At 72.9% G+C, this 23,143-nt stretch carries 26 protein-coding genes; 13 read left to right on the top strand and 13 right to left on the bottom strand.

Going from position 1 to position 23,143, the window contains the following annotated elements; translation table 11 throughout:
* Window positions 1-2 precede the first annotated feature (2 nt).
* Window positions 3-830, bottom strand: a complete 828-nt coding sequence (locus ACZ6YG_RS12815) for a GDSL-type esterase/lipase family protein (RefSeq protein ID WP_219544423.1) — start codon at window positions 828-830, stop codon at window positions 3-5.
* A 160-nt stretch (window positions 831-990) separates the two neighbouring features.
* Here ACZ6YG_RS12815 and ACZ6YG_RS12810 point away from each other — a divergent pair, with 160 nt between their 5' ends.
* Window positions 991-2,220: an isochorismate synthase gene (locus ACZ6YG_RS12810; protein ID WP_148031939.1), complete on the top strand. Its 1,230-nt coding sequence runs from the start codon at window positions 991-993 to the stop codon at window positions 2,218-2,220.
* 9 nt (window positions 2,221-2,229) lie between these two features.
* On the opposite strand, the gene ACZ6YG_RS12805 is transcribed toward ACZ6YG_RS12810, so the two are convergent.
* Entirely contained in the window at window positions 2,230-2,844 is a 615-nt protein-coding gene (locus tag ACZ6YG_RS12805; protein ID WP_466018057.1) for an IMPACT family protein, read from the bottom strand.
* Window positions 2,845-2,929: 85 nt separating this feature from the next.
* On the opposite strand from ACZ6YG_RS12805, the gene ACZ6YG_RS12800 reads away from it, so the two are divergent.
* A complete protein-coding gene (locus tag ACZ6YG_RS12800) occupies window positions 2,930-4,060 on the top strand; it encodes an epoxide hydrolase family protein (RefSeq protein WP_466018056.1) in 1,131 nt (376 codons plus the stop codon).
* Window positions 4,061-4,063: 3 nt separating this feature from the next.
* Here the strand turns inward: ACZ6YG_RS12800 and ACZ6YG_RS12795 are convergent, their stop codons facing one another.
* From ACZ6YG_RS12795 to ACZ6YG_RS12785, 3 genes are read right to left on the bottom strand one after another with little or no spacing between them, the layout of a single operon-like run.
* The gene (locus ACZ6YG_RS12795) at window positions 4,064-4,819 is read right to left on the bottom strand and encodes an ATP-binding cassette domain-containing protein (protein WP_466018055.1); all 756 of its coding nucleotides are present in this window, start codon (window positions 4,817-4,819) and stop codon (window positions 4,064-4,066) included.
* Window positions 4,816-5,856 carry an ABC transporter permease gene (locus ACZ6YG_RS12790; RefSeq protein ID WP_148031942.1) on the bottom strand — a complete coding sequence of 347 codons (1,041 nt, stop codon included), beginning with the start codon at window positions 5,854-5,856 and terminating at the stop codon, window positions 4,816-4,818. Before ACZ6YG_RS12790 ends, ACZ6YG_RS12795 begins: the two co-directional genes overlap by 4 nt.
* The gene (locus tag ACZ6YG_RS12785) at window positions 5,853-6,827 is read right to left on the bottom strand and encodes a sugar ABC transporter substrate-binding protein (protein WP_271279824.1); all 975 of its coding nucleotides are present in this window, start codon (window positions 6,825-6,827) and stop codon (window positions 5,853-5,855) included. Before ACZ6YG_RS12785 ends, ACZ6YG_RS12790 begins: the two co-directional genes overlap by 4 nt.
* A gap of 117 nt (window positions 6,828-6,944) precedes the next feature.
* Here ACZ6YG_RS12785 and ACZ6YG_RS12780 point away from each other — a divergent pair, with 117 nt between their 5' ends.
* A complete protein-coding gene (locus tag ACZ6YG_RS12780; protein ID WP_261808587.1) occupies window positions 6,945-7,586 on the top strand; it encodes a TetR/AcrR family transcriptional regulator in 642 nt (213 codons plus the stop codon).
* A gap of 12 nt (window positions 7,587-7,598) precedes the next feature.
* On the opposite strand, the gene ACZ6YG_RS12775 is transcribed toward ACZ6YG_RS12780, so the two are convergent.
* Both ACZ6YG_RS12775 and ACZ6YG_RS12770 read right to left on the bottom strand, forming a co-directional pair.
* A complete protein-coding gene (locus tag ACZ6YG_RS12775; RefSeq protein ID WP_148031944.1) occupies window positions 7,599-8,414 on the bottom strand; it encodes an HpcH/HpaI aldolase/citrate lyase family protein in 816 nt (271 codons plus the stop codon).
* Window positions 8,411-9,598: a CaiB/BaiF CoA transferase family protein gene (locus ACZ6YG_RS12770; protein ID WP_397196817.1), complete on the bottom strand. Its 1,188-nt coding sequence runs from the start codon at window positions 9,596-9,598 to the stop codon at window positions 8,411-8,413. The genes ACZ6YG_RS12775 and ACZ6YG_RS12770 overlap by 4 nt, the downstream gene beginning before the upstream one ends.
* Window positions 9,599-9,659: 61 nt before the next feature.
* On the opposite strand from ACZ6YG_RS12770, the gene ACZ6YG_RS12765 reads away from it, so the two are divergent.
* Window positions 9,660-10,310 carry a GntR family transcriptional regulator gene (locus ACZ6YG_RS12765; RefSeq protein WP_261808588.1) on the top strand — a complete coding sequence of 217 codons (651 nt, stop codon included), beginning with the start codon at window positions 9,660-9,662 and terminating at the stop codon, window positions 10,308-10,310.
* 12 nt (window positions 10,311-10,322) lie between these two features.
* Window positions 10,323-11,012 carry an HAD family hydrolase gene (locus ACZ6YG_RS12760; RefSeq protein WP_466018054.1) on the top strand — a complete coding sequence of 230 codons (690 nt, stop codon included), beginning with the start codon at window positions 10,323-10,325 and terminating at the stop codon, window positions 11,010-11,012.
* 17 nt (window positions 11,013-11,029) lie between these two features.
* Here the strand turns inward: ACZ6YG_RS12760 and ACZ6YG_RS12755 are convergent, their stop codons facing one another.
* Window positions 11,030-11,809 carry an inositol monophosphatase family protein gene (locus tag ACZ6YG_RS12755; RefSeq protein WP_148031947.1) on the bottom strand — a complete coding sequence of 260 codons (780 nt, stop codon included), beginning with the start codon at window positions 11,807-11,809 and terminating at the stop codon, window positions 11,030-11,032.
* Window positions 11,810-11,937: 128 nt separating this feature from the next.
* On the opposite strand from ACZ6YG_RS12755, the gene ACZ6YG_RS12750 reads away from it, so the two are divergent.
* Window positions 11,938-12,678: a GntR family transcriptional regulator gene (locus tag ACZ6YG_RS12750; RefSeq protein ID WP_219544414.1), complete on the top strand. Its 741-nt coding sequence runs from the start codon at window positions 11,938-11,940 to the stop codon at window positions 12,676-12,678.
* A 219-nt stretch (window positions 12,679-12,897) separates the two neighbouring features.
* Complete coding sequence (locus ACZ6YG_RS12745) at window positions 12,898-13,230, top strand: STAS domain-containing protein (RefSeq protein ID WP_187281190.1); 333 nt, start codon at window positions 12,898-12,900, stop codon at window positions 13,228-13,230.
* A gap of 10 nt (window positions 13,231-13,240) precedes the next feature.
* Here the strand turns inward: ACZ6YG_RS12745 and menD are convergent, their stop codons facing one another.
* Together menD and ACZ6YG_RS12735 are read right to left on the bottom strand one after the other, a co-directional pair.
* Window positions 13,241-14,899, bottom strand: a complete 1,659-nt coding sequence (gene menD, locus ACZ6YG_RS12740; RefSeq protein WP_466018053.1) for a 2-succinyl-5-enolpyruvyl-6-hydroxy-3-cyclohexene-1-carboxylic-acid synthase — start codon at window positions 14,897-14,899, stop codon at window positions 13,241-13,243.
* Window positions 14,896-15,789, bottom strand: a complete 894-nt coding sequence (locus ACZ6YG_RS12735) for an o-succinylbenzoate synthase (RefSeq protein WP_261808863.1) — start codon at window positions 15,787-15,789, stop codon at window positions 14,896-14,898. Before ACZ6YG_RS12735 ends, menD begins: the two co-directional genes overlap by 4 nt.
* A gap of 81 nt (window positions 15,790-15,870) precedes the next feature.
* Between ACZ6YG_RS12735 and ACZ6YG_RS12730 the strand changes: the two genes are divergently transcribed.
* The 3 genes from ACZ6YG_RS12730 (at window position 15,871) to ACZ6YG_RS12720 (ending at window position 18,855) form a co-directional block, all read left to right on the top strand.
* Entirely contained in the window at window positions 15,871-17,016 is a 1,146-nt protein-coding gene (locus tag ACZ6YG_RS12730; protein WP_466018052.1) for an AMP-binding protein, read from the top strand.
* Between the two features lie 43 nt (window positions 17,017-17,059).
* On the top strand, window positions 17,060-17,353 hold the full coding sequence (locus tag ACZ6YG_RS12725; protein ID WP_466018051.1) for a hypothetical protein: 294 nt from the start codon (window positions 17,060-17,062) through the stop codon (window positions 17,351-17,353).
* A gap of 179 nt (window positions 17,354-17,532) precedes the next feature.
* Window positions 17,533-18,855, top strand: coding sequence for an RNA polymerase sigma factor (locus tag ACZ6YG_RS12720; protein WP_148031954.1), 1,323 nt, complete (start codon window positions 17,533-17,535; stop codon window positions 18,853-18,855).
* A gap of 147 nt (window positions 18,856-19,002) precedes the next feature.
* On the opposite strand, the gene ACZ6YG_RS12715 is transcribed toward ACZ6YG_RS12720, so the two are convergent.
* On the bottom strand, window positions 19,003-19,401 hold the full coding sequence (locus ACZ6YG_RS12715; RefSeq protein ID WP_271276571.1) for a hypothetical protein: 399 nt from the start codon (window positions 19,399-19,401) through the stop codon (window positions 19,003-19,005).
* Between the two features lie 114 nt (window positions 19,402-19,515).
* On the opposite strand from ACZ6YG_RS12715, the gene ACZ6YG_RS12710 reads away from it, so the two are divergent.
* On the top strand, window positions 19,516-20,085 hold the full coding sequence (locus ACZ6YG_RS12710; RefSeq protein ID WP_148031956.1) for a TetR/AcrR family transcriptional regulator C-terminal domain-containing protein: 570 nt from the start codon (window positions 19,516-19,518) through the stop codon (window positions 20,083-20,085).
* Window positions 20,086-20,295: 210 nt separating this feature from the next.
* Complete coding sequence (locus ACZ6YG_RS12705; protein ID WP_148031957.1) at window positions 20,296-20,493, top strand: DUF5999 family protein; 198 nt, start codon at window positions 20,296-20,298, stop codon at window positions 20,491-20,493.
* A 16-nt stretch (window positions 20,494-20,509) separates the two neighbouring features.
* On the opposite strand, the gene ACZ6YG_RS12700 is transcribed toward ACZ6YG_RS12705, so the two are convergent.
* Entirely contained in the window at window positions 20,510-21,103 is a 594-nt protein-coding gene (locus ACZ6YG_RS12700; protein WP_219544410.1) for an alpha/beta hydrolase family protein, read from the bottom strand.
* 83 nt (window positions 21,104-21,186) lie between these two features.
* On the opposite strand from ACZ6YG_RS12700, the gene ACZ6YG_RS12695 reads away from it, so the two are divergent.
* Entirely contained in the window at window positions 21,187-21,534 is a 348-nt protein-coding gene (locus tag ACZ6YG_RS12695) for a hypothetical protein (protein ID WP_148031959.1), read from the top strand.
* A gap of 717 nt (window positions 21,535-22,251) precedes the next feature.
* Here ACZ6YG_RS12695 and ACZ6YG_RS12690 read toward each other — a convergent pair.
* Window positions 22,252-23,121, bottom strand: coding sequence for a tetratricopeptide repeat protein (locus ACZ6YG_RS12690; protein ID WP_397196823.1), 870 nt, complete (start codon window positions 23,119-23,121; stop codon window positions 22,252-22,254).
* Between the last annotated feature and the right edge of the window lie 22 nt (window positions 23,122-23,143).

Below are 23,143 nucleotides of genomic sequence, written 5' to 3'. Positions count from 1 at the left end.
CGTTATCGGGGGTCGGCCCAGGTGAAGCCGTTGCCGAAGGTGAGCTCGGCCAGCACCTTCTGACCGGCCACGTTGGGGTGGAAGTAGTCCCACCGGCTCACCTGCTTGAGCGTGAACGGGTAGGAGAACACCGCGCCCCGGTCGGTGCGGCACCACAGGCGCGCGGCGCACACCTCGGCGGCCTCCCGGTTGTAGTCGATGACCCGTTCGCGCACGTGGGTCCGCCGCAGCACGTCGGCCTTCGCGGTGGAGGTGGGCCTGGCCAGCATCGACGGGCAGATCCGCCCGACCCGCCACACCCCGCGCGCCACGGCCTGGTCCTTGGCCACCCGCCACAGCCGGTGCACGTCGGGGATGCTCGCGACCAGCACCCGCACCCCCGGCACGCCCGCCCGCAGCTCGTTGAGCGCCTGCTCCAGCCGCTGACGGTAGACCGACACCGGCGTCATCTGCCGCTCCGAGGCGGTGCACGCGTCCTGCGCCCCGATCAGCACGGTCACGTAGTCGGCCCGCGCCGCCACCGCCTTGCGCACCTGCCCGAGCAGGTCGGCGCTGGTGGAGCCGGGCACCGCGTAGTTCTTCGGCGCGAGACCCGGGCCGAGCGCCGCCAGCCGCCCGTAGTGGCTGTCCACGGCGGCGTTCCGGCCGGACGACCAGGACCGGGACCGGCATGAGATGAAGAACCCGCAACTGTTGTAACCGGACGAGATCGAGTCGCCGAGCGCCGCCATCACCCGCGGCACGGGCTCCCCGGGCGTCGTCGCACGAGCCACACCCGACGCCGCCAGCACCCCCGCCACCGCCAGCACCGGCACCACCTTGATGATCATGCACTCACGGTAGGCAGATGATCACCACGCGTCCATCACCTGGGGGTCACGCCTGCCATGTCAGGACCAACTCGCTATCGGCGCTTGACGAAGGGACCGTAACCGGCCGTTCACGGGGGTCCAAGTCGAACACGTTCAGTTCCCGCATAGAGTGTCTCAAGTGAGTGTCGCGCTCGGAACAACCCGCCCGCTACCGGTTCGCACGACCCCTGTACGCGACCCCGGTAACCTGATCGTCAGCCTGCCCATGACGGCGCCCTACGCGTGGATCAGGCACGGCGAAGGGCTCGTCGGCTGGGGTGAGGCGGCGCGCGCCGACGTCCCGCCGGGTCCCGGCCGGTTCGCCTGGGCGCGCGAGTGGCTGGCGACCGTCTTCGACGGCGCGCTCGTCGACGACTCGGTGCGCTCCCCCGGCAGCGGCCCGGTCGCCTTCGGCACCTTCACCTTCGACGAGAACTCTCCCGGCTCCACCCTGGTCGTCCCCCAGGCGGTGCTGGCCCGCAAGGACGGGCGGGCCTGGCTGACCACGATCGGCGACCAGCACCTGGAGACGTTCACCCCGCTCGCCGACCCGGGCCGGATCAGCTACGGCGACGGCAGCCTCACCGCCCCCGAGTGGGAGCACGTGGTGGCCCGCGCCGCCCGCCGCATCCGCCAGGGCGAGCTGGAGAAGGTCGTGCTCGCCCGCGACCTGCTGGCCACCGCCGAGCAGCCGATCGACATCCGGCTCCTGCTGCTGCGCCTGGCCCGCCGCTACCCCGAGTGCTACGCGTTCTCGGTGGCCGGGCTGGTCGGCGCCACCCCCGAGCTGCTGATCCGGCGCACCGGCCAGGAGATCGAGTCCCTGGTGCTGGCCGGCACCACGCCGCGCGGCACCGGCCCGGCCGACGACCTGGCCCGCGGCGAGGCGCTGCTCGCCTCCACCAAGGACCGCCACGAGCACGAATGCGCGATCTCCTCGGTCCGCCAGGCGCTCGCTCCGCTCTGCTCCTCGCTGCGCACGCCCGACGAGCCGGAGCTGCTCGTGCTGCCCAACGTGCAACACCTGGCCAGCCACGTGACGGGCCGGCTGGCCGACGGCGCCTCCGTGCTGGACGTGGTGGCCGCCATGCACCCGACGGCGGCCGTCGGCGGCACCCCGACCGCCACGGCCATCGAGGTCATCCGCGAGCTGGAGGGCATGGACCGGGCCGGTTACGCGGGCCCTGTCGGCTGGATCGACGCCCACGGCGACGGTGAGTGGGGCATCGCGCTGCGCTCCGGCATCGTCGAGGGCCGCCGCGCCCGCCTGTTCGCCGGCGGCGGCATCATGGGCGACTCCGACCCGGCGGCCGAGCTGGCCGAGGCCCAGGCCAAGTTCCGCGTCATGCAGTACGCCCTCGAAGGCTGACCTCGCCGCTCAGCCCGGCAGGTGCACCGGCTCGCCGGGCGTCACGCGCGCCCGCCCCGCCGTCAGCGTCGCCAGCCAGTCGGTGAACCCCGCCACCTCGTCCTCACCTATGGCCACCGCGAACTCCACCGCCTGCCCGTAGGTCACCTCGCGCACCGGATGACGTGAGGCCCGCAGGTCGTTCTCCACCCGGCCCGCCTGGTCGTGCGCCACCGACACCAGCATCAGCCTGGCCGGCACCATCCGCACCGACTCGGCCCGGTCGAGCGTCTCGGTCACCGCCGACCCGTACGCGCGGACCAGCCCGCCCGCGCCGAGCAGCGTGCCGCCGAAATAGCGCGTGACCACCGCGACCACGCGGTCGAACCCGCGTCCCACCAGCGCCTGCACCATCGGTGTGCCGGCCGTGCCGCCGGGCTCGCCGTCGTCGTCTCCCTTGCGCTCCTGCCCGACCACGTACGCCGTGCAGTTGTGGGTGGCCGACGGATGCAGCCGCCGCCGCTCGGCGATGAACTCCGCCGCCCGCGCCGTCGTCCCGGCCGGGGCGATCGCGCAGATGAAGCGCGAGCGCCTGGCCTCGGTCTCGTGCTCGATGGGGCTTTTCAGGGTGAGGTACGAGGACACGCCTCCCAGGCTAGGGCCCGCAGTTGCCATCCTTGAACCGTATGGTGTACGGTACAGCGTACTGAAGTTGACTGGAGGCTCACGCTTGACCGACATCCGCCCGTACCGTCTGGAAACCCCGCAGGCCGACCTCGACGACCTGCACGCCCGCCTCGACCGGGTGCGCTGGCCCGACGAGGTGCCCGGGCAGGGCTGGCGCCTCGGCGTCCCGCTCTCCCATCTGAAGGACCTCGTCACCCGCTGGCGCCACCACGACTGGGCGGCCGCCTGCGCGGAGCTCAACCGCCACGACCAGTTCGTCACCGAGATCGACGGCCAGCGGATCCACTTCCTCCACGTGCGAAGCGCCGACCCCGACGCGCTCCCGCTGCTCGTCACCCACGGCTGGCCCAGCTCACCGTTCGAGTACCTCGACGTCATCGAGCCGCTCAGCCGCGACTTCCACCTCGTCATCCCGTCCCTGCCCGGCTACGGCCTGTCCGGGCCCACCACCGAGCTGGGCTGGGGCTCCACCCGCGTCGCCCGCGCCTGGCTGGAGCTCATGACCCGCCTCGGCTACGAGCGCTTCGGCGTCCAGGGCGGCGACTGGGGCACCTGGATCTCCCGCGAGACCGGCGTCCTGGCCCCAGAACGGGTCGTCGGCATGCACGGCAACGGCATCATCTGCTTCCCGATCGGCGCCCCCGGCGAGCTGGACGACCTCACCGCCGCCGAGCGGGAGCGGCTCGCCTTCCGCGAGCGCTACATGAGCGAGCAGTACGGTTACAAGCTCATCCAGTCGGCCAGGCCGCAGACCTTCGCCTACGGCATGGCCGACTCCCCCGTCGCCCTGCTCTCCTGGTTCGCCGGCGTCTACCACGAGTGGAGCGACGGCGGGATCGACCCCGGCCACCTGCTCACCACCACCACGCTCTACTGGCTGACCAACACCGCCGGCTCGGCCGCCCGCTCGTTCGTCGAGACGCCCGACACCGACCAGGACACCTCCGTGGAGTGGGAGCTCAAGCCCGCCACCGTGCCGACCTCCGTCTCCGTCTTCCCGAAGGACATCCTGCGGCCGATCCGCCGCTTCGCCGAGCGCGACAACGCCATCGTCGGCTGGGTCGAGCACGACCGCGGCGGCACCTTCGCCGCCCTGGAGCGGCCGGACGCGTTCGTGGCCGACGTGCGGGAGTTCTTCGCCACGTTGCGCCGGCCGGGCGCCTTTACGATGTAGATTTCACTCGCGTTCGAGTTCGTGGGCCAGTTCCTTCAGCTCCGCCTCCCCGGCCATCAGCGAGGTCAGCTTCTCCCTGGTGATGTCCGCCTTGGCGAACTCCCCCAGGCTCGTCCCCCGGTTGAGCAGGAGGAACCGGTCCCCCACGGGGTAGGCGTGGTGCGGGTTGTGGGTGATGAACACCACCCCCAGCCCGCGGTCACGGGCCCTGGCGATGTAGCGCAGCACCACCCCCGCCTGCTTCACGCCGAGGGCGGAGGTCGGCTCGTCGAGGATGAGCACGCGCGCGCCGAAGTACACCGCGCGCGCGATCGCCACCGACTGCCGCTCGCCGCCGGACAGGGTGCCGACCGGCTGGTCCACGTCCCGGACGTCGATCCCCATCGCCCGCAGCTCGTCCCGCGCCACCCGCCTGGCCTTGGCCACGTCGAAGCCCAGGCCCTTGCGGGGCTCGGAGCCGAGGAAGAAGTTCCGCCACACCGACATCAGCGGGATCATCGCCAGGTCCTGGTAGACGGTGGCGATGCCGCGGTCGAGCGCGTCGCGGGGGCTGCCGAACCGGGTCTCGGCGCCGTCCACCAGCAGCGACCCGGCGTCGTGCTGGTGGACCCCGGCGAGGATCTTGATGAGCGTGGACTTGCCGGCGCCGTTGTCGCCGAGCACGCAGGTGACGTGGCCGGCCTCCACCGACATCGACACCTCGCGCAGCGCCAGCACCGAGCCGAACGACTTGCCGATGCCCTTCGTCTGGAGGATCAATGCTTCACCTCCTCGGCGTAGCGGCGGACCAGGCGGTTGGCGAGCGTGGCGAGCAGCAGCATCGCGCCCAGGAAGAACATGAACCAGTCGGCGTCCCAGCCCAGGAAGACGATGCCCTTGTCCGCCATGCCGAAGATCACGGCTCCTATCGCCGCCCCGATCGCGGACCCGTACCCGCCCGTGAGCAGGCAGCCGCCGATCACCGCCGCGATGATGTAGATGAACTCCTGCCCGATGCCGACGTTGGCCTGCACGGACGTGTAGCGCAGCGCCAGGATCGAGCCGACCAGCCAGGCCGCGAACGCCGTCGTCATGAACAGCGCGATCTTCGTACGGGCGGCCGGCACCCCGACCGCGCGGGCGGCCTGCTCGCCACCGCCCACCGCGAAGATCCAGTTGCCCTGCCGGGAGCGCATGAGCACCCAGGTGGCGACCGCGGTGACCAGCAGCCACCACAGGATCGCCACCCGGAACGAGGCGCCGCCGATCTGGATCGTGCCCGCGAAGACCATGTGCGCGCTGTCGAACCCCCAGGCCGTGCGCAGGCCGCTGACCTGCACGGTGCCGGTGAGCGCCTTGGTGACGCCCAGGTTCACGCCCTGCAGCATGAGGAACGTGCCGAGCGTCACGATGAAGCTCGGCAGCCTGGTCCTGGTCACGATCAGCCCGTTGAACAGGCCGACGGCCAGCGCCACCACCAGGCCGACGAGCATGGCCGCCCAGACGTTCATGCCGTAGCGCGTGGCGAGCGTGACCAGGATGAGCCCGGTCGTGCCGGTCATCACGCCCGCCGACAGGTCGAACTCGCCGCCGATCATCAGCAGCGCGATCGCCACCGCCATGATGCCGAGCGTGGCCGCCGGGTCGAGCCAGTTGGCGATGCCGGGCAGGGACCGGAACACCGCCGACTGGCTCGCGAAGAACGCGAACACCACGACCGCCCCGACGACCGCGCCCAGCTCGGGCCGGATCAGCAGGCGGCGCAGCGGCCCGACCTCGGCGACGCGCTCGTCCGCGCGGCCCGCGGTGGCCGTCATCGCGTGCCCGCCTCCGCGAGCTTGGCCACCTGCTCGGCGTTCTCCTTGGTGACGAACCCGGGCCCGGTGTTCACCGGCAGGCCGCCTCCGACGGTGTTCAGGTTGTTCTTGTACAGGTGGAGGAAGGTGATCGGGAGGTAGCCCTGCAGGTACTGCTGCTGGTCCACGGCGAACATGATCTCGTCGGCCTGGATGGCGGCGACCACGTCGGCCGACAGGTCGAAGGTGGCGAGCTTGGCCTGCGAGCCCGAGTCCTTGATCGCGTCCCTGGCGGCCACCGCGACGGCCGGGTTGAGCGCGAGCACGCCGTTGACCGCCTGGTCCGACTGGAGCTTGGCGGTGACCTTCGAGGTGACGTCGGCCAGGTTGCTCACGTCCACCTGGAGCCGCTCGACCGTGCCGCCGAGCGTCTCCTCGGCGCCCTTGCAGCGCTGGTCGAGCCCGATGTTGCCGGCCTCGTGGATCACGCACAGCAGCTTGGTCACCCCGGCGCCCTTGAGCTGCTCGCCCGCGCCTCGCCCGGCCACGTCCTCCGACTGGCCGACGTGCGTGACCGCGCCGAACTCCTTGGACGAGTCCGCCCCCGAGTTGATCGTCACCACCGGGATCTTCGCGGCCACCGCCTTGCCCACGGCCTCGCGCAGCGCGTCGGGGTTGGCCATGGACACCACGATGCCGTCCGCCTTGCCGGACACCGCCTGGTCGATGAGCTGCGACTGCTTGGCGGGGTCGCCGTCGCCCTGGTACGTGACGGTCACGCCGTACTCCTGCCCGGCGGCCTCGGCTCCGTTCTTGACCACGTCCCAGAAGGAGTCTCCGGGGGCGCCATGGGTGATCACCGCGTAGGTGCCGCCACCGCCGGCGGGGGGCGCCGAGCCGGGTTCGTTCTGCGTATTCTGCTCGGCCGGCGCGGAGCAGGCGGTCAGCGCCAGAGCGCTCACCAGGGCCAGCACGACAGGGGTTCGTCTCATGGAACACCTCCAGAGCGTTGGGCTCGCCCCCGGTTCTACCCCAATATCAACTCTATGTATAGACATGCGGACTAACTGAGCTAGAACGGAATTTTACGTTCCGATAAACTCGGAGGCATGACCACCGCACCCATGAGCGGCCGCAAGGCCCAGGCCGCGAGGAACGACGAGCTGATCCTCGCGGCCGCCCGCGCCGTCTTCACCGCCGACCCCAACGCCCCCATCGCCGCCGTGGCCGAGCGCGCCGGCGTCGGCATCAGCGCTCTCTACCGGCGTTACCCCAGCAAGGAGGCGCTGCTGCAGAAGCTCTGCGGCGACGGGCTCAAGCGGTACATCGAGGTGGCGCAGCGGGCGGTGGACGACGACGAGGGCGACCCGTGGGAGGTGTTCGCGGCGTACCTGCGCGGCATCGTGGACGCCGACAGCAGCTCGCTGACGATCAGGCTCGCGGGGACGTTCCAGCCGACGGAGGAGCTCTTCGCCGACTCGGCGCGGGCCTCCCGGCTGGCGGTGGAGGCGCACCGGCGGGCCGTCGAGGCCGGGGTGCTCCGGCCCGACGTGACGCCCGCCGACATCGCGCTCCTGTTCGAGCAGCTCGCCTCGGTCAAGCTCGGCGACGAGCGGCGCACCGCCGAGCTCCGCCACCGCTACCTGGCGCTCGTCATCGACTCGCTCCGTCTCCCCCCGGCCCGCCGCGCGCTCCCCGGCCCCGCCCCCGACGACGAGGAGCTCGGACGACGCTGGATCCCCGACTCCTGACGTCCCGGGCCGTCAGGAGTCGGCGAGCTGGGTGGAGAGGATTAGGGTCCGGCGGGCGCGGGCCACGATCGGCGCGTCGACGAAGCGGCCGTCCGGCAGGGCGAAAGCGCCCGCGCCCGCGGCGTCGGCCGCCTGCACGATCTCGGCGGCCCGCGCCGTCTCCTCCGGCGTCGGCCGGAAGGCGGCCCTGATCACCGGGATCTGCCGCGGGTGGATGGCCGTACGCCCGAACATGCCGAGCGCCCGCCCCTCCGCGCACGACGCGGCCAGCCCGGCCTCGTCCCGTACGTCCGGATAGACCGCCATGGGCACCGGCGGCAACCCCGCCGCGGCGGCGGCCAGCACCGCCCGCAGCCGGAGGTGGTCCAGCGCCGGCCCGCCCGTGATGGCCAGCTCGGCCGCCAGGTCCTGCTCGCCGAGCGCGATGCCGTCGACGCACGGGTGGGCGGCGACGGCCCGCGCCTCCAGGATCCCGGCCGCCGACTCCAGCAGCGCGTACGCCCGCACGCCCAGCCGCTCCACCAGGTCGAGCGCGGTCGCCGACTCCACCTTGGGCAGCCGCACGGCGTCGGCCGACCGGCCCAGCTCGTCCAGGTCGTCCAGCCCGCGCTGGGTGGTCAGGTCGTTGACCCGCACGTGCACCGGCGGCCCTCCAGGAGGGCGGGAGCGCAGGTAGCCGGCCGCGTTCGCGCGGGCCTCGTCCTTGCGGGCGGGCGCGACCGCGTCCTCCAGGTCGATGATGACCACGTCGGCGCCGGAGTCGGCCGCCTTGGCGAACCGCTCGGGCCGGTCGCCCGGCACGTACAGCCAGGTGACGGGGATCCTCACGCGATCACCCCGGCCTCGCGCAGCCGGGCGATCTCCCCGGCCGGGTACGCGAGCTCGCCGAGCACGGCGTCGGTGTCGCGCCCGAGACCGCGGCCCGGCCAGCGCACCTCGCCCGGCGTGGCGGACAGCCGGAACAGCACGTTCTGCACGGTGACCGCGCCCAGCTCCTCGTCGGGCACCTCGACGAACGTGTCCAGGGCCGCGTACTGCGGGTCCTCGGCGATGTCGGCGACGTCGTAGACGGGCGCGACCGCGGCCTGCGCCTCCTCGAAGCGGGCGACGACCTCGGCGGCGTCGCGGGCGGCGATCCAGGAGGCGACGGCCTCGTCCAGCTCCTCGACGTGCGCGACGCGCCCGGCGCCGCTGGCGAACCAGGGCTGCTCGACCAGGTCAGGCCGCCCGACCAGGGTCATCACCCGCTCGGCGATCGGCTGGGCGCTGGTGGAGATGGCCAGCCAGCGTCCGTCGCGGGTGCGGTAGGTGTTGCGCGGCGCGTTGCTGGAGGACCGGTTGCCTGTGCGCCGCGGCACCACGCCGAGCGCCTTGTAGGCGGTCATCTGCGGGCCGAGCAGGGCGAGGATGGGCTCGATGATGGCCAGGTCGACGACCTGGCCGCGCCCGGTGTGCTCACGGGCACGCAACGCCACCATGATCGCGTACGCCATGGCGAGGCCCGCGATGCCGTCGGCGAGCGCGAGCGGCGGCAGCGTCGGCGGCCCGTCGGGCTCCCCGGTCATCGCCGCGAACCCGCTCATGGCCTCGGCCAGGGTGCCGAACCCGGGCCGCGCGGCCATCGGCCCGAACTGCCCGAACCCGGTCATCCGCGCCACGATCAGCCGGGGGTTGCGCTCCAGCAGCACCTCGGGCCCGAGCCCCCACCGCTCCAGCGTGCCGGGCCTGAAGTTCTCCACGAGCACGTCGCAGCCGTCGGCGAGGCGGCGCAGGATCTCCTGCCCCTCGGCCCGCGACAGGTCGACGGCGGCGGCGCGCTTGTTGCGCGAGAGCGTCTTCCACCACAGCCCCACCCCGTCGGCCGCGGCCCCGTGACCGCGCGCCGGGTCGCCGCGCCTCGGATGCTCGATCTTGATCACGTCGGCGCCGAAGTCGCCCAGCATCATCGCGGCGGTGGGCCCGGCGAACAGCGTGGCGGCGTCGATGACCCGCAGTCCCGCGAGGCTTGTCATGGTTATGTAACTTATAAGAAATATGTCATAGGTCAACCGGGATTCAAGAGACACTTGACCCATGACCGCCGACCATCGGCCGCCGATGAGCAAGGCCGACTACGTCTACAGCGTGCTGCTGGAGGAGATCCGCACCGCCCGCATCCCCGGCGGCACCGCGCTGCGCGCCGGCGCGGTCGCCCGCCGGCTCGGCGTCTCCGTCACTCCGGTACGGGAGGCGCTGCGCAGGCTGGAGAAGGACCGCCTGATCAGCTACGAGGCGCACCACGGCGCGACGGTGGTCGAGCTGGGCGACGACGCTCTGGAGGAGTTCTACGGGCTGCGCGCGGTGGTCGAGGGCCTGGGCGCGCGGCTGGCGGCGGCCCGGATCACCGCGGGCGAGCTGGCCTCGCTGCGTGATCTGCACGCGTCGATGGCCCGTGACGCGGAGGCGGGCCGCCACGACCGGCTGGGCGAGCGGAGCAGGGACTTCCACCTGCGCATCACCGACATCGGCGGCCCGGCGTTCCTCGGCCAGCAGGCCAGGGCGGTGCGCAACAGCTTCCCCGTCCCGGCCGCCGCCTCCCAGTGGCTCGACCCCGGACAGGCGCGGCGGCACCTCGACGCGCACGCCGGCGTGCTGGCGGCGCTGGAGCGGGGCGACGGCGAGGCGGCCGAGCGCGTCATGGCCGGCCATGTCCGCGAGGCCGGCGAGTACCGCAGGAACGCCTGACAGGATGGAAACGTGATCAACGGCATTCTGTTCGACCTGGACGGCACCCTCCTCGACCACCGCGCCGCGGCCGACACGGCGATCGGCGCCTGGGTGGCGGAGCGGGCTCCCGGCCACCCCAGGCTCGGCGACGCGCCCGCGCTCTGGGCGGCGCTGGAGGAGCCCCACCTGGCGGCCTGGCACGCGGGTGAGTGCTCCTGGCAGGAGCAGCGGCGGCGCCGCGTCCGCGCGCTCTGCGCCGAGCTCGCCATCGAGGTGCCCGCCGACCTCGACGCGGCCTTCGCCGGGTTCGCCGAGCACTACCGGCGCGGCTGGGTGGCCTTCCCCGACGCGGCGCGGGCGCTGGCTGCGCTCGGCGGGTTCCGGCTCGGGGTGCTGACCAACGGCGCCCAGGAGATCCAGGAGGAGAAGGTGCGCGCGATCGGCCTGGACGGGCTGGCCGGCCCGGTGCTGACAGGCGAGGTGCTGGGCGGCTGCTACAAGCCGGCGGCGGCCTGCTACACGGCGGCCGCCGCCGCGCTCGGGCTGCCGCCCGAGGAGGTCCTGCTGGTCGGCGACGACATCGCCAAGGACGTGACGGGGCCGGCGGTGACGGGCATGCGCTCGGTCTGGCTCGACCGTCTCGGCGTCTGCCCGCCCCCGGACGGCTTCCCCCGCATCACGACCCTGGCCGACCTGCCGCCCCTGGTGAACGCCCCCTGACGCCGGGCACGATGCGGCTACCGCTTCTCCACGGCCACCTCCGCGAGGGCGGACGAGGCGAGGTCGAAACCGCCCACGTGCGCGAGGTAGTCGCCGGGCGCCAGGGGGTCGCCCAAGTAGACGCCGCCTGCCCGGTGGACCAGGAGGGCGCCCGCCGCCACGTCCCACGGCTGGGCGCGGGTGCCGTAGACCGCGTCCGCCCAGCCGGCCGCGACGTGGGCCAGGTTGAGCGCGGCGCTGCCGGGCCTGCGCACGGCCGCGAAGGCGTCCACCAGCCGCCCGTAGCGGCGCAGCCCCTCCTCGCCGTCGACCTCCAGGTCCAGCGGCGACGGGTAGCTGCACAGCAGCATCGCCTCGCGGTCACGCGCCGCGCCCGCGCTGCGGATCGGCGCCCCGTTGCACCAGGCGCCGTCGGTCGTGGCGGTGAACTCGTCCTCGCGTACGGGGTCGTACACCACTCCTGCCACCAGCTCGCCCCCGACGGCGGCGGCGATCGACACGCAGAAGAACGGCAGGCCGGCCGCGAAGTTGGCGGTGCCGTCGATGGGGTCGACATACCAGACCAGCTCGCCGGAGCCGGTCGTGCCGCCCTCCTCCCCCACGATCGCGCTGCCGGGGAAACGGCCCTCGATCACGCCCCGGATGGTCTCCTCGGCCGCCTTGTCGTGCTCGGTCACCGGGTCGTGGAAGTCGCGCTTCACGGCCACCTCGGGCCTCGAACGGAACGCCTCGCGCAGCCGCGGCCCCACGGCCCTGGCGGCCTCGGCGGCGGTCTCCAGCAGTGTGGTCGTGTCCATGATCCCCCCAAGAGAAACAGTCATCACCGACAACCATGGCAGGTCGGGGTCACCCGGCCCGAACCGCCCTCGCACTCAGGGGAAGAGATATTTGTCAGGACATTCTTACCTCGGATAACCTGATCAGCATGACCGCGAACCTGGCGATCGACCTGGATCGATCCAGCCCCGTGCCGCTCTACTTCCAGGTGGCCGAGCAGATCGCCGAGGCCATCCGGCGGGGTGACCTGGCCCCCGGCTCCCGGCTGGACAACGAGATCCTGCTGGCCGACAAGCTCGGCCTGTCGCGGCCCACGATCCGCCAGGCGATCCAGTATCTCGTGGACAAAGGGCTGCTCGTCCGCAAGCGCGGCGTCGGCACCCAGGTGGTCCACGGCCAGGTCAAGCGGTCGGTGGAGCTGACCAGCCTCTACGACGACCTGCGCCGCTCCGGGCAGGAGCCGGCCACCCAGGTGCTGCGGCTGGAGCCCCGCGTGGTCGAGGAGGAGGTCGCCGGCATCCTCGGCGTCGAGCCGGCCACCGAGGTGCTCTACCTGGAGCGGCTGCGGTTCGCCGCCGGTGAGCCGCTGGCGCTGCTGCACAACTGGCTCCCGATCGGGCTCGCCCCGCTGACCCCCGAAGGCCTGCAGAGCCGGGGCCTGTACGAGCTACTGCGCGGGGCGGGCGTGCGGATGCGGGTGGCCAACCAGCGCATCGGCGCGCGGGCCGCCAGCCAGGCCGAGGCGCGGCTGCTCGCGGAGCGGCGCGGCGCCCCGCTGCTGACCATGGTCCGCACCACCTACGACGACCAGGGCCGCGCCGTCGAGCACGGCTCCCACGTCTACCGCGCCTCCCACTATTCGCTGGAGGTCACGCTCATAGAGCGCTGACCTCGTACGGTTTCGGGATCTATGCCGATTACCCGCAGGGAATCGGGTTCTTCCGGCGAAACACGCCGACCCCCCGCTAGCATCCAGCGTGACAGCGTACGGCGACGCACATGCGCCGTCCGGCCCGCAGCCCGCCGGCCCCTCACACCGGCGAGTCCCCCGGGACGGCGGCGGGACCCCCCCTGGCGTCGCGCGACGACGTTCACCGCGAGGGGTCCCATGCACGCATTCCACCTGACGACGAGCGTGCGCGACGACGTCGTGACCGTATCGGTCGGCGGGGAGCTGGACATCGCCTCCAGGGAGCTGCTCCGCGCCCACGTGCTGGAGCTGCTGGACACGATCGCGCGCCCCGCGGAGATCGTCCTGGACCTGGGCGGGCTGGCCTTCATCGACGCGGCGGGCCTGGGCGTGCTCGTCGCCGTCCAGCGGCGCGCACGCCAGTGCGAGGCCGGGCTCACGCTGACGGGCGTGTCGCCCAGGACGTCCGGGCTCATGCGCGTCACCGGTCTGGACGAGCTCTTCGGCACCGCCGGCGCGGAGCGGAACTGACGGCGCGCGCTCAGGCGAGCGCGGCGCGCACCGCCTCCTGCGCGGCGTCCTTCAGCCGCGCGTGGACGAGCGCGTTCGACTCGCGGTCCGTGCGCACCTCCACCACCCGCGGCCCCTCCCCCCGCAGCGCCTTCGGCAGCTCGGAGACGTCCTCCACGAGGGTGTGAGGGGTGCGGGTCGCGGCCGTGACGTAGCCGAGGTCCACCCCGTGCGGGGTGCCGAAGACGCGCTCGAACGGGTCGCGCACGGCCGCCTGCGGCAGCATCGAGAAGATGCCGCCCCCGTCGTTGTTGACCACCACCAGGCACAGGTCCGGGCGCGGCTCGCGGGGGCCGAGCACCAGGCCGTTCTGGTCGTGCAGGAACGACAGGTCGCCGATGAGGCCGTAGGAGGGCCCGTTGTGGCCGAGCGCCGCCCCCATCGCCGTCGACACCAGCCCGTCGATGCCGGACGCGCCCCGGCTGGCCATCACCCTGATGCCGCGCCGCGGCCGCATCGCCTGGTCCAGGTCGCGGATCGGCATCGACGACCCGCAGAACAGCAGCGCCCCGTTCGGCAGCGCGTCGACCAGGTCGCGGGCCAGCCTTGGCTCGCTCAGCCCGGAGGAGTCGAGCACCTCGTCCATCGCCGCCCTGGCCGCCTGGTCGGCCCGCCGCCAGGCGTGCAGCCAGGCGTCGTCGCCGGAGGCCACCGGGATCTCCACCGCCTGGGCCACCTGGGTGGCCGAGCGGGTCGGGTCGGGCCAGCGGTCGAGGTCGGGGGCGACCACGATGTGCTCCGGGGCGCGGCTCAGCCACGACAGCAGCGGGCGCGACAGGCCCGGCCTGCCCAGCGTGACCACCACGTCCGGCGGGTGGGCGTCGGCGAACTCCGGCATGCCGAGCAGGAAGTGGTAGGTGGACACGGCGTGGTCGCCGTAGCGGCCGCCGCCCTGCGGCTCCGACAGCACCGGCCAGCCGGCCATCCCCGCCGCGGCGACGTACCGGCGCACGTTGGGCGCGCCGTCGCCGACCACCAGGACCCCGCGCCTGGTCGGGGGGAGGTGCAGGGCGACCGGCGGCGGCGCGACGCGGACCCGCACCCATGGGCCGTTCGCGTCGCCGCCGAGCGGCTCGCACCAGGAGGTGTCGCCGTCGGGCAGCAGCGGCTCCCTGAACGGCAGGTTGAGGTGGACCGGGCCGGGGTCGCCGGGGCCGAGCGCGCGCTGGTAGGCGCGGCAGGCCAGCGACCGCCAGTAGGCCACCTGGCCGGGCCGGTCCTCGGGCACGCCCAGCTCGGCGAACCAGCGCGTGGCGGTGCCGTACAGCTTGAGCTGGTCGATCGTCTGGTTGGCGCCGGTGCCGCGCAGCTCCGGCGGCCGGTCGGCGGTCAGCACGAGCAGCGGCACGCCGGACTCGGCGGCCTCGATCACCGCCGGGTGGAAGTTGGCCGCGGCCGTGCCCGACGAGCAGATCACCGCCACCGGCCGGTCGGTCCGCTTGGCCAGGCCGAGCGCCAGGAAGGACGCCGACCGCTCGTCGACGCGGACGTGCAGGCGCAGCCTCGACTCGGCGTGCGCGGCCAGCGCCAGCGGCGCCGACCGGGAGCCCGGCGCGATCACGACGTCGGTGAGGCCGCAGCGCACCAGCTCGTCGACCAGGACCGTGGCCAGCGCGGTGGCGGGGTTCACAGTGACGCCTCCTGCATCCGCCGCAGCCACGGCGGAGAATCGATCTCGAATGCCGACAGCCGCCCGGGGTCCACGTCCGGACGGCGCACGGTGAGCACGCCGCCCTCCGGGACCAGCGAATCGGCCACCACGTCGCCCTCCAGCAGGGACATCGTGCCGAGCCCGCACGCGTACGGCAGCTCGGGCAGCGCGGCGGCCAGCGCCAGGCCGGCGGCCAGCCCCACGGACGTCTCCACGGCGCTCGACACGACGGCGGGCAGCCCGCACGCCTCCACCACGCGCAGCGCCGCACGCACCCCGCCCAGCGGCTGGACCTTCACCACCGCGATGTCGGCCGCCCCCGCCGCCCTGACCCGGAGCGGGTCCTCGGCGCGGCGGATGGACTCGTCGGCCGCGATCGGCACGTCGCAGGCCCGCCGCACGGCGGCGAGCTCGTCCAGGGTGGCGCAGGGCTGCTCGGCGTACTCCAGGTCGAACCGGTTCAGCTCCTTGAGCCGGCGCACCGCCTGGGACACGTCCCAGGCGGCGTTGACGTCCACGCGGAGCCTGCCGGACGGGCCGAGCGCGTCGCGCACCGCCTCCACCCTGGCCAGGTCGTCGGCGAAGCGCTGGCCCGGCTCGGCCACCTTGACCTTGGCCGTGCCGCATCCGGAGCGCCGCACCATCGCGTGCGCCTGCTCGGGGCCGACGGCGGGCACGGTGGTGTTGACCGGGACCGTGTCGCGCACCGGCTCGGGCCAGCCCTCGAACGCGGCCTCGCGCGCGCAGGCCAGCCAGCGGGCGCACTCGCGCGGCCCGTACTCGGGGAACGGCGAGAACTCGCCCCATCCGGCGGGCCCTCGCAACAGGACCCCTTCCCTGACGGTCTGACCACGGAACCTGGTGCGCATCGGAATCCGGAACACCACGGGGGAACGCGTCACGACCCTCCCTGCCGCCTTGCCCGTTCTGACGTCACTAACCTTACGAGCATGTGGAGAAACCCGTCGCATCCGGACCGTCCGCTGAACGCGGTCGTGCGGCCCGCAGGCCCCGAGCTGTACGCGGCGGTCCGCGACGCGCTGTCAGGCGAGGGCCCCGCGGTGCTGCCGCTCACACCCGGGCAGGCCGGCGCCGCCATCGCCGCGCTGCGGCCCACGCACGTCGACGGCGAGCCGCGCGACGGCGGGCACGGGGTGCCGCCTGACGTGGCGGTGGTCATCGCGACCAGCGGCAGCACGGGCACGCCCAAGGGCGTCATGCTGTCGGCGACGGCGCTGCGCGCCTCGGCGGCGTCCTCCCTGCGGCGGCTGGGGGCGGCCAAGGGCGAGCGGTGGCTGTGCTGCCTGCCCGCTTCGCACGTGTCGGGGCTGCAGGTGCTGGTGCGTTCGCTGCTCGCCGGGAGCGAGCCGATCATGCACGAGCGCTTCGACCCGGGGGCCGTGCTCGGCGCGGGCGCCGATCACGTGTCGCTGGTGCCCACCCAGCTGCACAGGCTGGTCGAGCTGGGAGCCGACCTGTCCGGGTTCCGCACCATCCTGCTGGGGGGCGCGGCGCCGCGTCCCGGCCTGCTCGACGAGGCCCGCGACCTCGGCGCCTCGATCGTGACCACGTACGGGATGAGCGAGACGAGCGGCGGGTGCGTGTACGACGGCCGCCCCCTTTACAATGTAGATCTGAAGATCGGCGAGGACGGGCGCATCCTGGTGTCGGGGCCCGTGCTGTTCTCCGGCTACCGCTCCGGCGAGCCCGGCCCGTTCGACGGCGGCTGGTTCGTCACCTCCGACCTGGGCGAGCTGTCCGGCGGCCGGCTGCGGGTGCTGGGCCGGGCCGACGACGTCATCAACACCGGCGGCGAGAAGGTGGTGGCGGGCGCCGTGGCCACCGTGCTGGGCGGCCATCCCGCGATCGCGGACGTGGCGGTGGTCGGCAGGCCGGATCCCGAGTGGGGCGAGGTGGTCGTGGCCGCCGTGGTGCCCGCCGACCCTGTGAATCCGCCCACACTCGAGCAGTTGCGCGCCTATTGCGACGACCGGCTGCCGCCGTACGCCGCGCCGCGCGACCTGCGCGTGTTGCCCCGGCTTCCGCTGCTGCCCAACGGCAAACCTGATCTGTTGCGGCTGAAGTCCGGAACCTGATGAAGTGCGGATGCGTCATAGTGGGGAGAAGGAGGGAGCCTTGATGAACCAGTCCCGCAAGACGTGGGCGTCCGCGGCAGTGGTGGGCGTCGTCGTCGCCGGCGGCGTCTGGGTCGCGGCGGCCGCCTCGGCGGGCAGGCTCGACCAGGTCAGGCAGTCGACCAGGGTCGTCGTCGAGCAGGTCAGCCCGCCCCCTTCCGAGCCGACCGACATCGTGGTGTCCACCGGGGTCAACCCCGACCCGGAGGACGTCCTCCAATACTGGACCGACGAGCGCCTGGAAGACGCCCAGCCGATGCCCATGCCGGAGGTCGGGGAGTTCGAGATCGGCGAATAGCGCGATCAGGACCCGCGAGGGCGCGCCGCCGGCCGGGCGGCCCGCCCTTTTTCGCGTCACGGGAACAAATCGCGCCGCATGGCGTTATTGATACTGGTGAGTAGAGCGGCCGGAGCCGGGGCCGCGCCACCACACCCGCCTACATTTCGCTTCCACTCCGTTATGGAGGAGGTGTCCTCATGCCCCGAACCGCTGTGGCCCCAGCCGCCACCCTCGAGCAACTGATTGACCGAGGGCGAGCCCAGGGCCGCCTCTCTCTCGCGGAGCTGCGCGACGCTTTCGCCCAGGCCGGCATCACCCCGGCCGAGGGCCGCTCGATCTTGCGCGAGCTCACCGAGTCAGGGGTGAACCTGGCCGCCGAGAACGAGCCGGCCACCCCGAAGAAGGCCGCAGGACGGCCTGCGAACAAGCCTGAGGCCAAGCGCTCCACCAGGAAGGCTTCGCGCTCAAAGACTACCGACTCCAAGGCCCCGGAGGCAAAGGCCGCCGAGGTGAAGACGGAGATCGACGCGGAGGGTCCCGACGACGCCGCGCTGGAGCCGGAGGAGGCCGAGCTGGAGACCGAGGCGCTCGACCTCGACGACCACCAGTCCGCCATGGGCGACTCGGTGCACACCTACCTGAAGTCCATCGGCCGCCGCACCCTGCTCACCGCCGCCGAGGAGGTCGACCTGGCCCGCCGGATCGAGGCCGGCCTGTACGCGGAGCACAAGCTGGAGAGCGAGCCGGACCTGTCCCCCGAGGACCGCGAGGAGCTGCTCCTCGTGGCGGAGGACGGCAAGGCGGCCAAGGACCACATGCTGGAGGCCAACCTCCGGCTGGTGGTCTCGGTGGCCAAGAAGTACACCGACCGCGGCATGTCGCTGCTGGACGTCGTCCAGGAGGGCAACCTCGGCCTGATCAGGGCCGTGGAGAAGTTCGACTACACCAAGGGCTTCAAGTTCTCCACCTACGCCATGTGGTGGATCCGCCAGGCGATCCAGCGCGGCTTCGCCGACTCGGCCCGCACCATCCGGCTGCCGGTGCACGTGCTGGAGATGCTCTCCAAGCTGTCGCGCGTCGAGCGTGAGATGCACCAGCGGATGGGCCGCGAGCCCACGCCGGAGGAGCTGGCGGTGGAGCTGGACAGGACGCCCGACCAGATCGAGGAGCTGATGCGGACCAGCCGCCAGCCGATCTCGCTCAACGCGACGATCGGCGAGGACGGCGAGACCACGATCGGCGACCTGATCGAGGACGTCGACTCGCCGGAGGCGTCGGAGATCGTCGACCGGCAGCTCCTCGGCGCCCAGCTGCGGGGCGTGCTGCAGAACCTGTCGCCGCGCGAGGCGAAGATCATGGCGCTGCGGTTCGGCCTGATCGACGGCAAGCCGCACACGCTGGACGAGATCGGCAAGCACCTCGGGCTCACCCGGGAGCGGATCCGCCAGCTGGAGAAGGAGTCGCTGTCGAAGCTGCGCCACCCGAGCAACACCCGCCCGCTGCTCGACTGGGCCAGCTGACCAGGGTCACCGCCGGGCCCGGCCGGGATGAACCCCGCCTGACCGTACCCGGGCCGGCTGACCCGGCGAACGCGACGAGCCCCGGCCTGCGCCGGGGCTCGTCTGCGTCGTGGCGGCCGGGCCGGGCTCACCGCCCAGGGAGGCCGGTCACCTGGCGGAGGGCACGGGACGGGGCACGCGCGGGATGCCCCACATCCTGTTTTCCTCGCGGAGCGTGCGCAGCTGCTCCACCTCCATGGTCCACATGGCGCCCTTGGGCGTCGCCTTGGCCTTGCGCCGGGCGATGCGGTCGTCGTAGGACTTGACCCCGAACGCCGCCCGCTGCCCCGCCTCGGCCGCGCGCAGCGCCTCGGTCAGCTCCTTGTCGAGTGCCCGGCCCGCGGCCCGCAGCTCGATCTCGTCGGCGTCGGCGGCGCGCAGGTCACGCAGCACCTGCTCCGCCTCCCTGGCCCTGCCGAGCAGCTCGGGGTAGCGCTTGGAGATCTCCAGATCCGCGTGGTAGCGGACCTCGGCCTCGCGGCTCACCCGCGGACGGAAAAACGCCATCGACTCTGCCCTTCACGCTGTCGTTCTTATCAGCGACCAGGGTACGCGCTCCGCACCCCCGCCCCGTAACCGGTCCGGCGCGGCACTCCGGCGCAGCCTCCTTTACATAGTAAGATGATCACCATGCCCGCCAAGCGACCACCGGTCCCCCTGTCCCGCGAGCGCATCATCGAGGCCGCCCTGCACATCGCCGACAGCCAGGGCCTGCGCAGGCTCACCATGCGCAGGCTCGGCGACGCCCTCCAGGTCGAGGCCATGGCCATCTACCACCACCTGCCGCGCGGCAAGGAGGCGCTGATGGACGCCCTGGCCGAACACGTCACCGCCGTCCACGTCGAGCAGGCGGCGACCTGGCAGGAGACCGCCAGGGCGTGGTGCAGGGCCAGCCGGGAGATGCTGCGCGAGCATCCCGGCGTGCTGGCGCTGGCGCTCACCAAGCCGCCCAAGGGCGCCACCGTCATCGCCATCGGGGAGCAGATCGAGCAGCTCGCCGACGGCGGCCTGCCCGGCGCCGAGGAGGCCGTGCGCACGCTGCGGGCCTTCGTCTTCGGCAGCGTCGCGGTCGAGGTGCAGCGCTCGGGCTGGGCCGACCCCGAGGTGGACGAGTGGGTGCGGCGCGACCGCGACGCCGACGCGGACTTCGAACGCGGGCTCGACGCGTTGCTCCGAGGGCTCCAAACCTAGTGTGCGTGTCATGCTTGGCCCGTTATCCTGCATAAGGCACGCTGTGTCGGAGGTCACACTCCAGGGGATCCTCCCTTAACAGTCCAAACGGGCTATGTCGGAACGTGTGACGCACATCGCACACTTGCTGCACACTTACTGGAAAGAGAAACCCGAGCCGCTCCCGACTCCTTGATCGGGGGCCATCCACGAGATATCGGAGGCACGCCGATGTGCCCGCACGACCCGGTCTGTCCGTCTGCCGACGCGCCTGACCGCGAAGCCGCCCGCACCCTGGCCTGCCACCCCGAGCAGGGGTGGAGTCTGCTGTGCAACGGGGTCGTCCTGTTCGAGGACACCGGTGAGCTGCTGCCCGGCGGCACCGCGATCGCCCCGCACCGCCCCGACCCGCTGGTCGGGGCAGCCTGAGCGCACCGCCGACCGGTTACCCGAGATAACGGGTCAGCCAGTCGGCGACCACCTCGCCCACCCGGGCGGGTTCCTTCTTCAGGTCGTGCCCCTCTCCCGGGAGCACCACGAGCCGCGTCGCGTCCGCCGCGTCGGGCACGCCGAACGGGTCCCTGTCACCGTTCACCACCAGCACATCGACTCCGGCGCCGCGCAGCTCGTCCGCCCTGGAACGGTCCGGCTTGCCGGGCGGGTGCAGCGGGAACGCCAGGGCCACCACCGCCACCGCCCCGGCCGCCCGCGCGGTCCGGCAGGCGACCCGCGCCCCGTTGCTCCGGCCGCCCTGCACGAGCGGCAGCCCGGGCCACCGGCCGCGCAGCTCGGCCAGCACGGCCAGCCACGCCTCGTCCTGCCGCTCGGCCGATCCGGGCGCCCGCGCCCCCGCCATCCTGAACGCCTGCGTCACCCTGGCCACGGTCACGCCCATGCCGAGGGCCGCCTCGCGGACCGCCAGCAGGTCGGGCGCGTCGACTCCCCCGGCCGACCCGTGCGTCAGCACCAGCAGCAGCCGGCCGCGCTCCTCCTCGTCGACGTCGACCCGCGCCGGCCCCCGGGGAGTCATGATCTCCATGGCAGCACCGTACCTGGGGAGGAGCTCAACATAGCTCCCAGGTCTGATGACGGCGCGCCTCCGGACAGGGCAGGATGTCCTCTATGCAACCGGAGAGGGATGTCCGCGACGAACTGCGGGCGACGATCGACGCCCGCCGCGACCTCGGCCCCGACTACGAGCCCGCTCTTGTCGACTCCCTGGCCGACCGGCTCGACGCGACGATAGCGGCCCGGGTCGAAGCCGAGCTCAAGCGGCGCGGCAAGGAGACCAAGCGCAAGAACGACAGCTCCCGCTCCATGGTGCCGATCGCGCTGGGCTCGATGGGCATCGGCGTCCCGCTGACGGCCATCGCCGCCAGCCAGGCGGGCACCGTGGGCCTGATCGTCGCCTGGCTGTCCATCGTCCTGATCAACATCGCCGCCGCCGGCGCCCTGATGCGCCGCCCCTGACGGCCCCCGTCCCCCTCCCCCAGGCGCCACCCCGGAACTACAACGAGCCGAGCGGGCCGAAGGCACGCCTTACGGCGCCCGGCCCGTGGGGGTTCCCAAAAAGGTCTTGACCTGCGGCCAGCGCGCTGATGCGCCGCCCCTTACCGTCAAGGCACGCTGCCTGTCTCCATCTCCCCAAGCGCGGCCACCACACCCCGGAACTACGGCGAGCTGAGCGGGCCGAAGGCACGCCTTATGGCGCCCGGCCCGTGGGGGTTCCCGAAAAGGTCTTGACCTGCCGCCGAGAAGCGGCCGCCCGCCCCCGTCAACCCACAGCGGCGAGCCGCCAACACCCGAAAAGGGATCACACGGCTGCCCCCACTCCACAACCCAAGCGGACGAGACCGACCATGACGCGGCCGAAAGGCTTTCAAGCGATCGCCCGCACTCCACACGAGCGGAACGGCCACTGACGCGGGCCGAGGGGTTCTCACGCGGTCAGCTGCGCACCCTCCACCTCGTCCACCCGTGACCCATCGGGTTCTCATGCGGTCAGCTGCGATCCGCAACCCATGAGAGGGCAGAGCCGGCGCGGCCTGGAGAGGTTCTCAACCGCAGTTCGCCCGCACTACCCGGTGGCCGTCGGCACGCTTCCGGACTCATCGACGGTGGCCTGTGTTCGAAAATCACTGCGGGGCACGCACAACGGTGCCCTGACTCGAAAGCTGTGGGGTCGGCTCAGGTGTCGCGGTCGTAGCGGAGGCGTACTTCGGCCGCCAGGCCTTCGTCCTGGTGCTCCAGCCCGTACGCCCACACCTGCCCGGCGGCGTCGTCGCGGCCGCGCAGGGGAAGCGTGCGGGCCAGCAGCTCGATCGCCAGCGCGCTCACCTGCGCCTCGCCACCCTGCTCGACGGCCTCGGCGAACTCGGCGCAGGCCATCTCCAGGTGCGCGATGCCGAGCTGCACGCGCAACCGCGCCGCGTCCTCACCGGAGGCGGCGTCCTCCAGCGCGTCGAGCAGCACGTCGGCGGCCTCCCCCGGCTCCTCGCGCCCGATCAGCAGGTCGGCGAGCTGCTGCGCGGCGTGCACCCGCACCTCGACGGCGGGTCCGTCCGGCTCGGCTCCCTCACGCGAGGCTTCCCCGCCGGCCGGGGCGTCGTCCCCGGTCCGATGGCCCGTCTCGATGGCGGCGCGCAGCTCGGCCTCCGCCTCGTCGTAGTCGCCCACCTCGCCGGCCAGCCGGGCCAGCGCCAGGTGCGCGAGCGGCACGTACGAGGGGGTGCCGACGCCGAGCACGGCCTGCCAGGCCCCGCGCGCCTGGTCCAGCCGCCCTTCACGCTCGAACCCCTGAGCCAGGTGGCAGGCGGCCTGGGCGGCGAACTCGGGGTGCCCGGTGGCCAGCGCCGTCCTGGCGGCGGCCCGCGCCCCCTCCACGTCGCCCGCCTGGTCGAGCACCACGGCGAGCCCCACGGCTGCCTGCGCCCGATCGGGGCTGCCGGGCTGCGCGGCGAGCTCGGCGAGTATGGCGGCCGCGCCGTCGAGGTCACCGCCTTCGGCCAGGCGGCGGGCGGTGTCGAGCGGCGGGGTCTCCAGCTCTGAGAACGTCAAGAGAGCTCCTTCGGCGACGAAC

The sequence above is a fragment of the Nonomuraea sp. NPDC054003 genome (assembly GCF_055585125.1).
The sequence above is the reverse complement of the archived record's forward strand: the minus strand, read 5'-3'. Positions and strand labels throughout refer to the sequence as shown.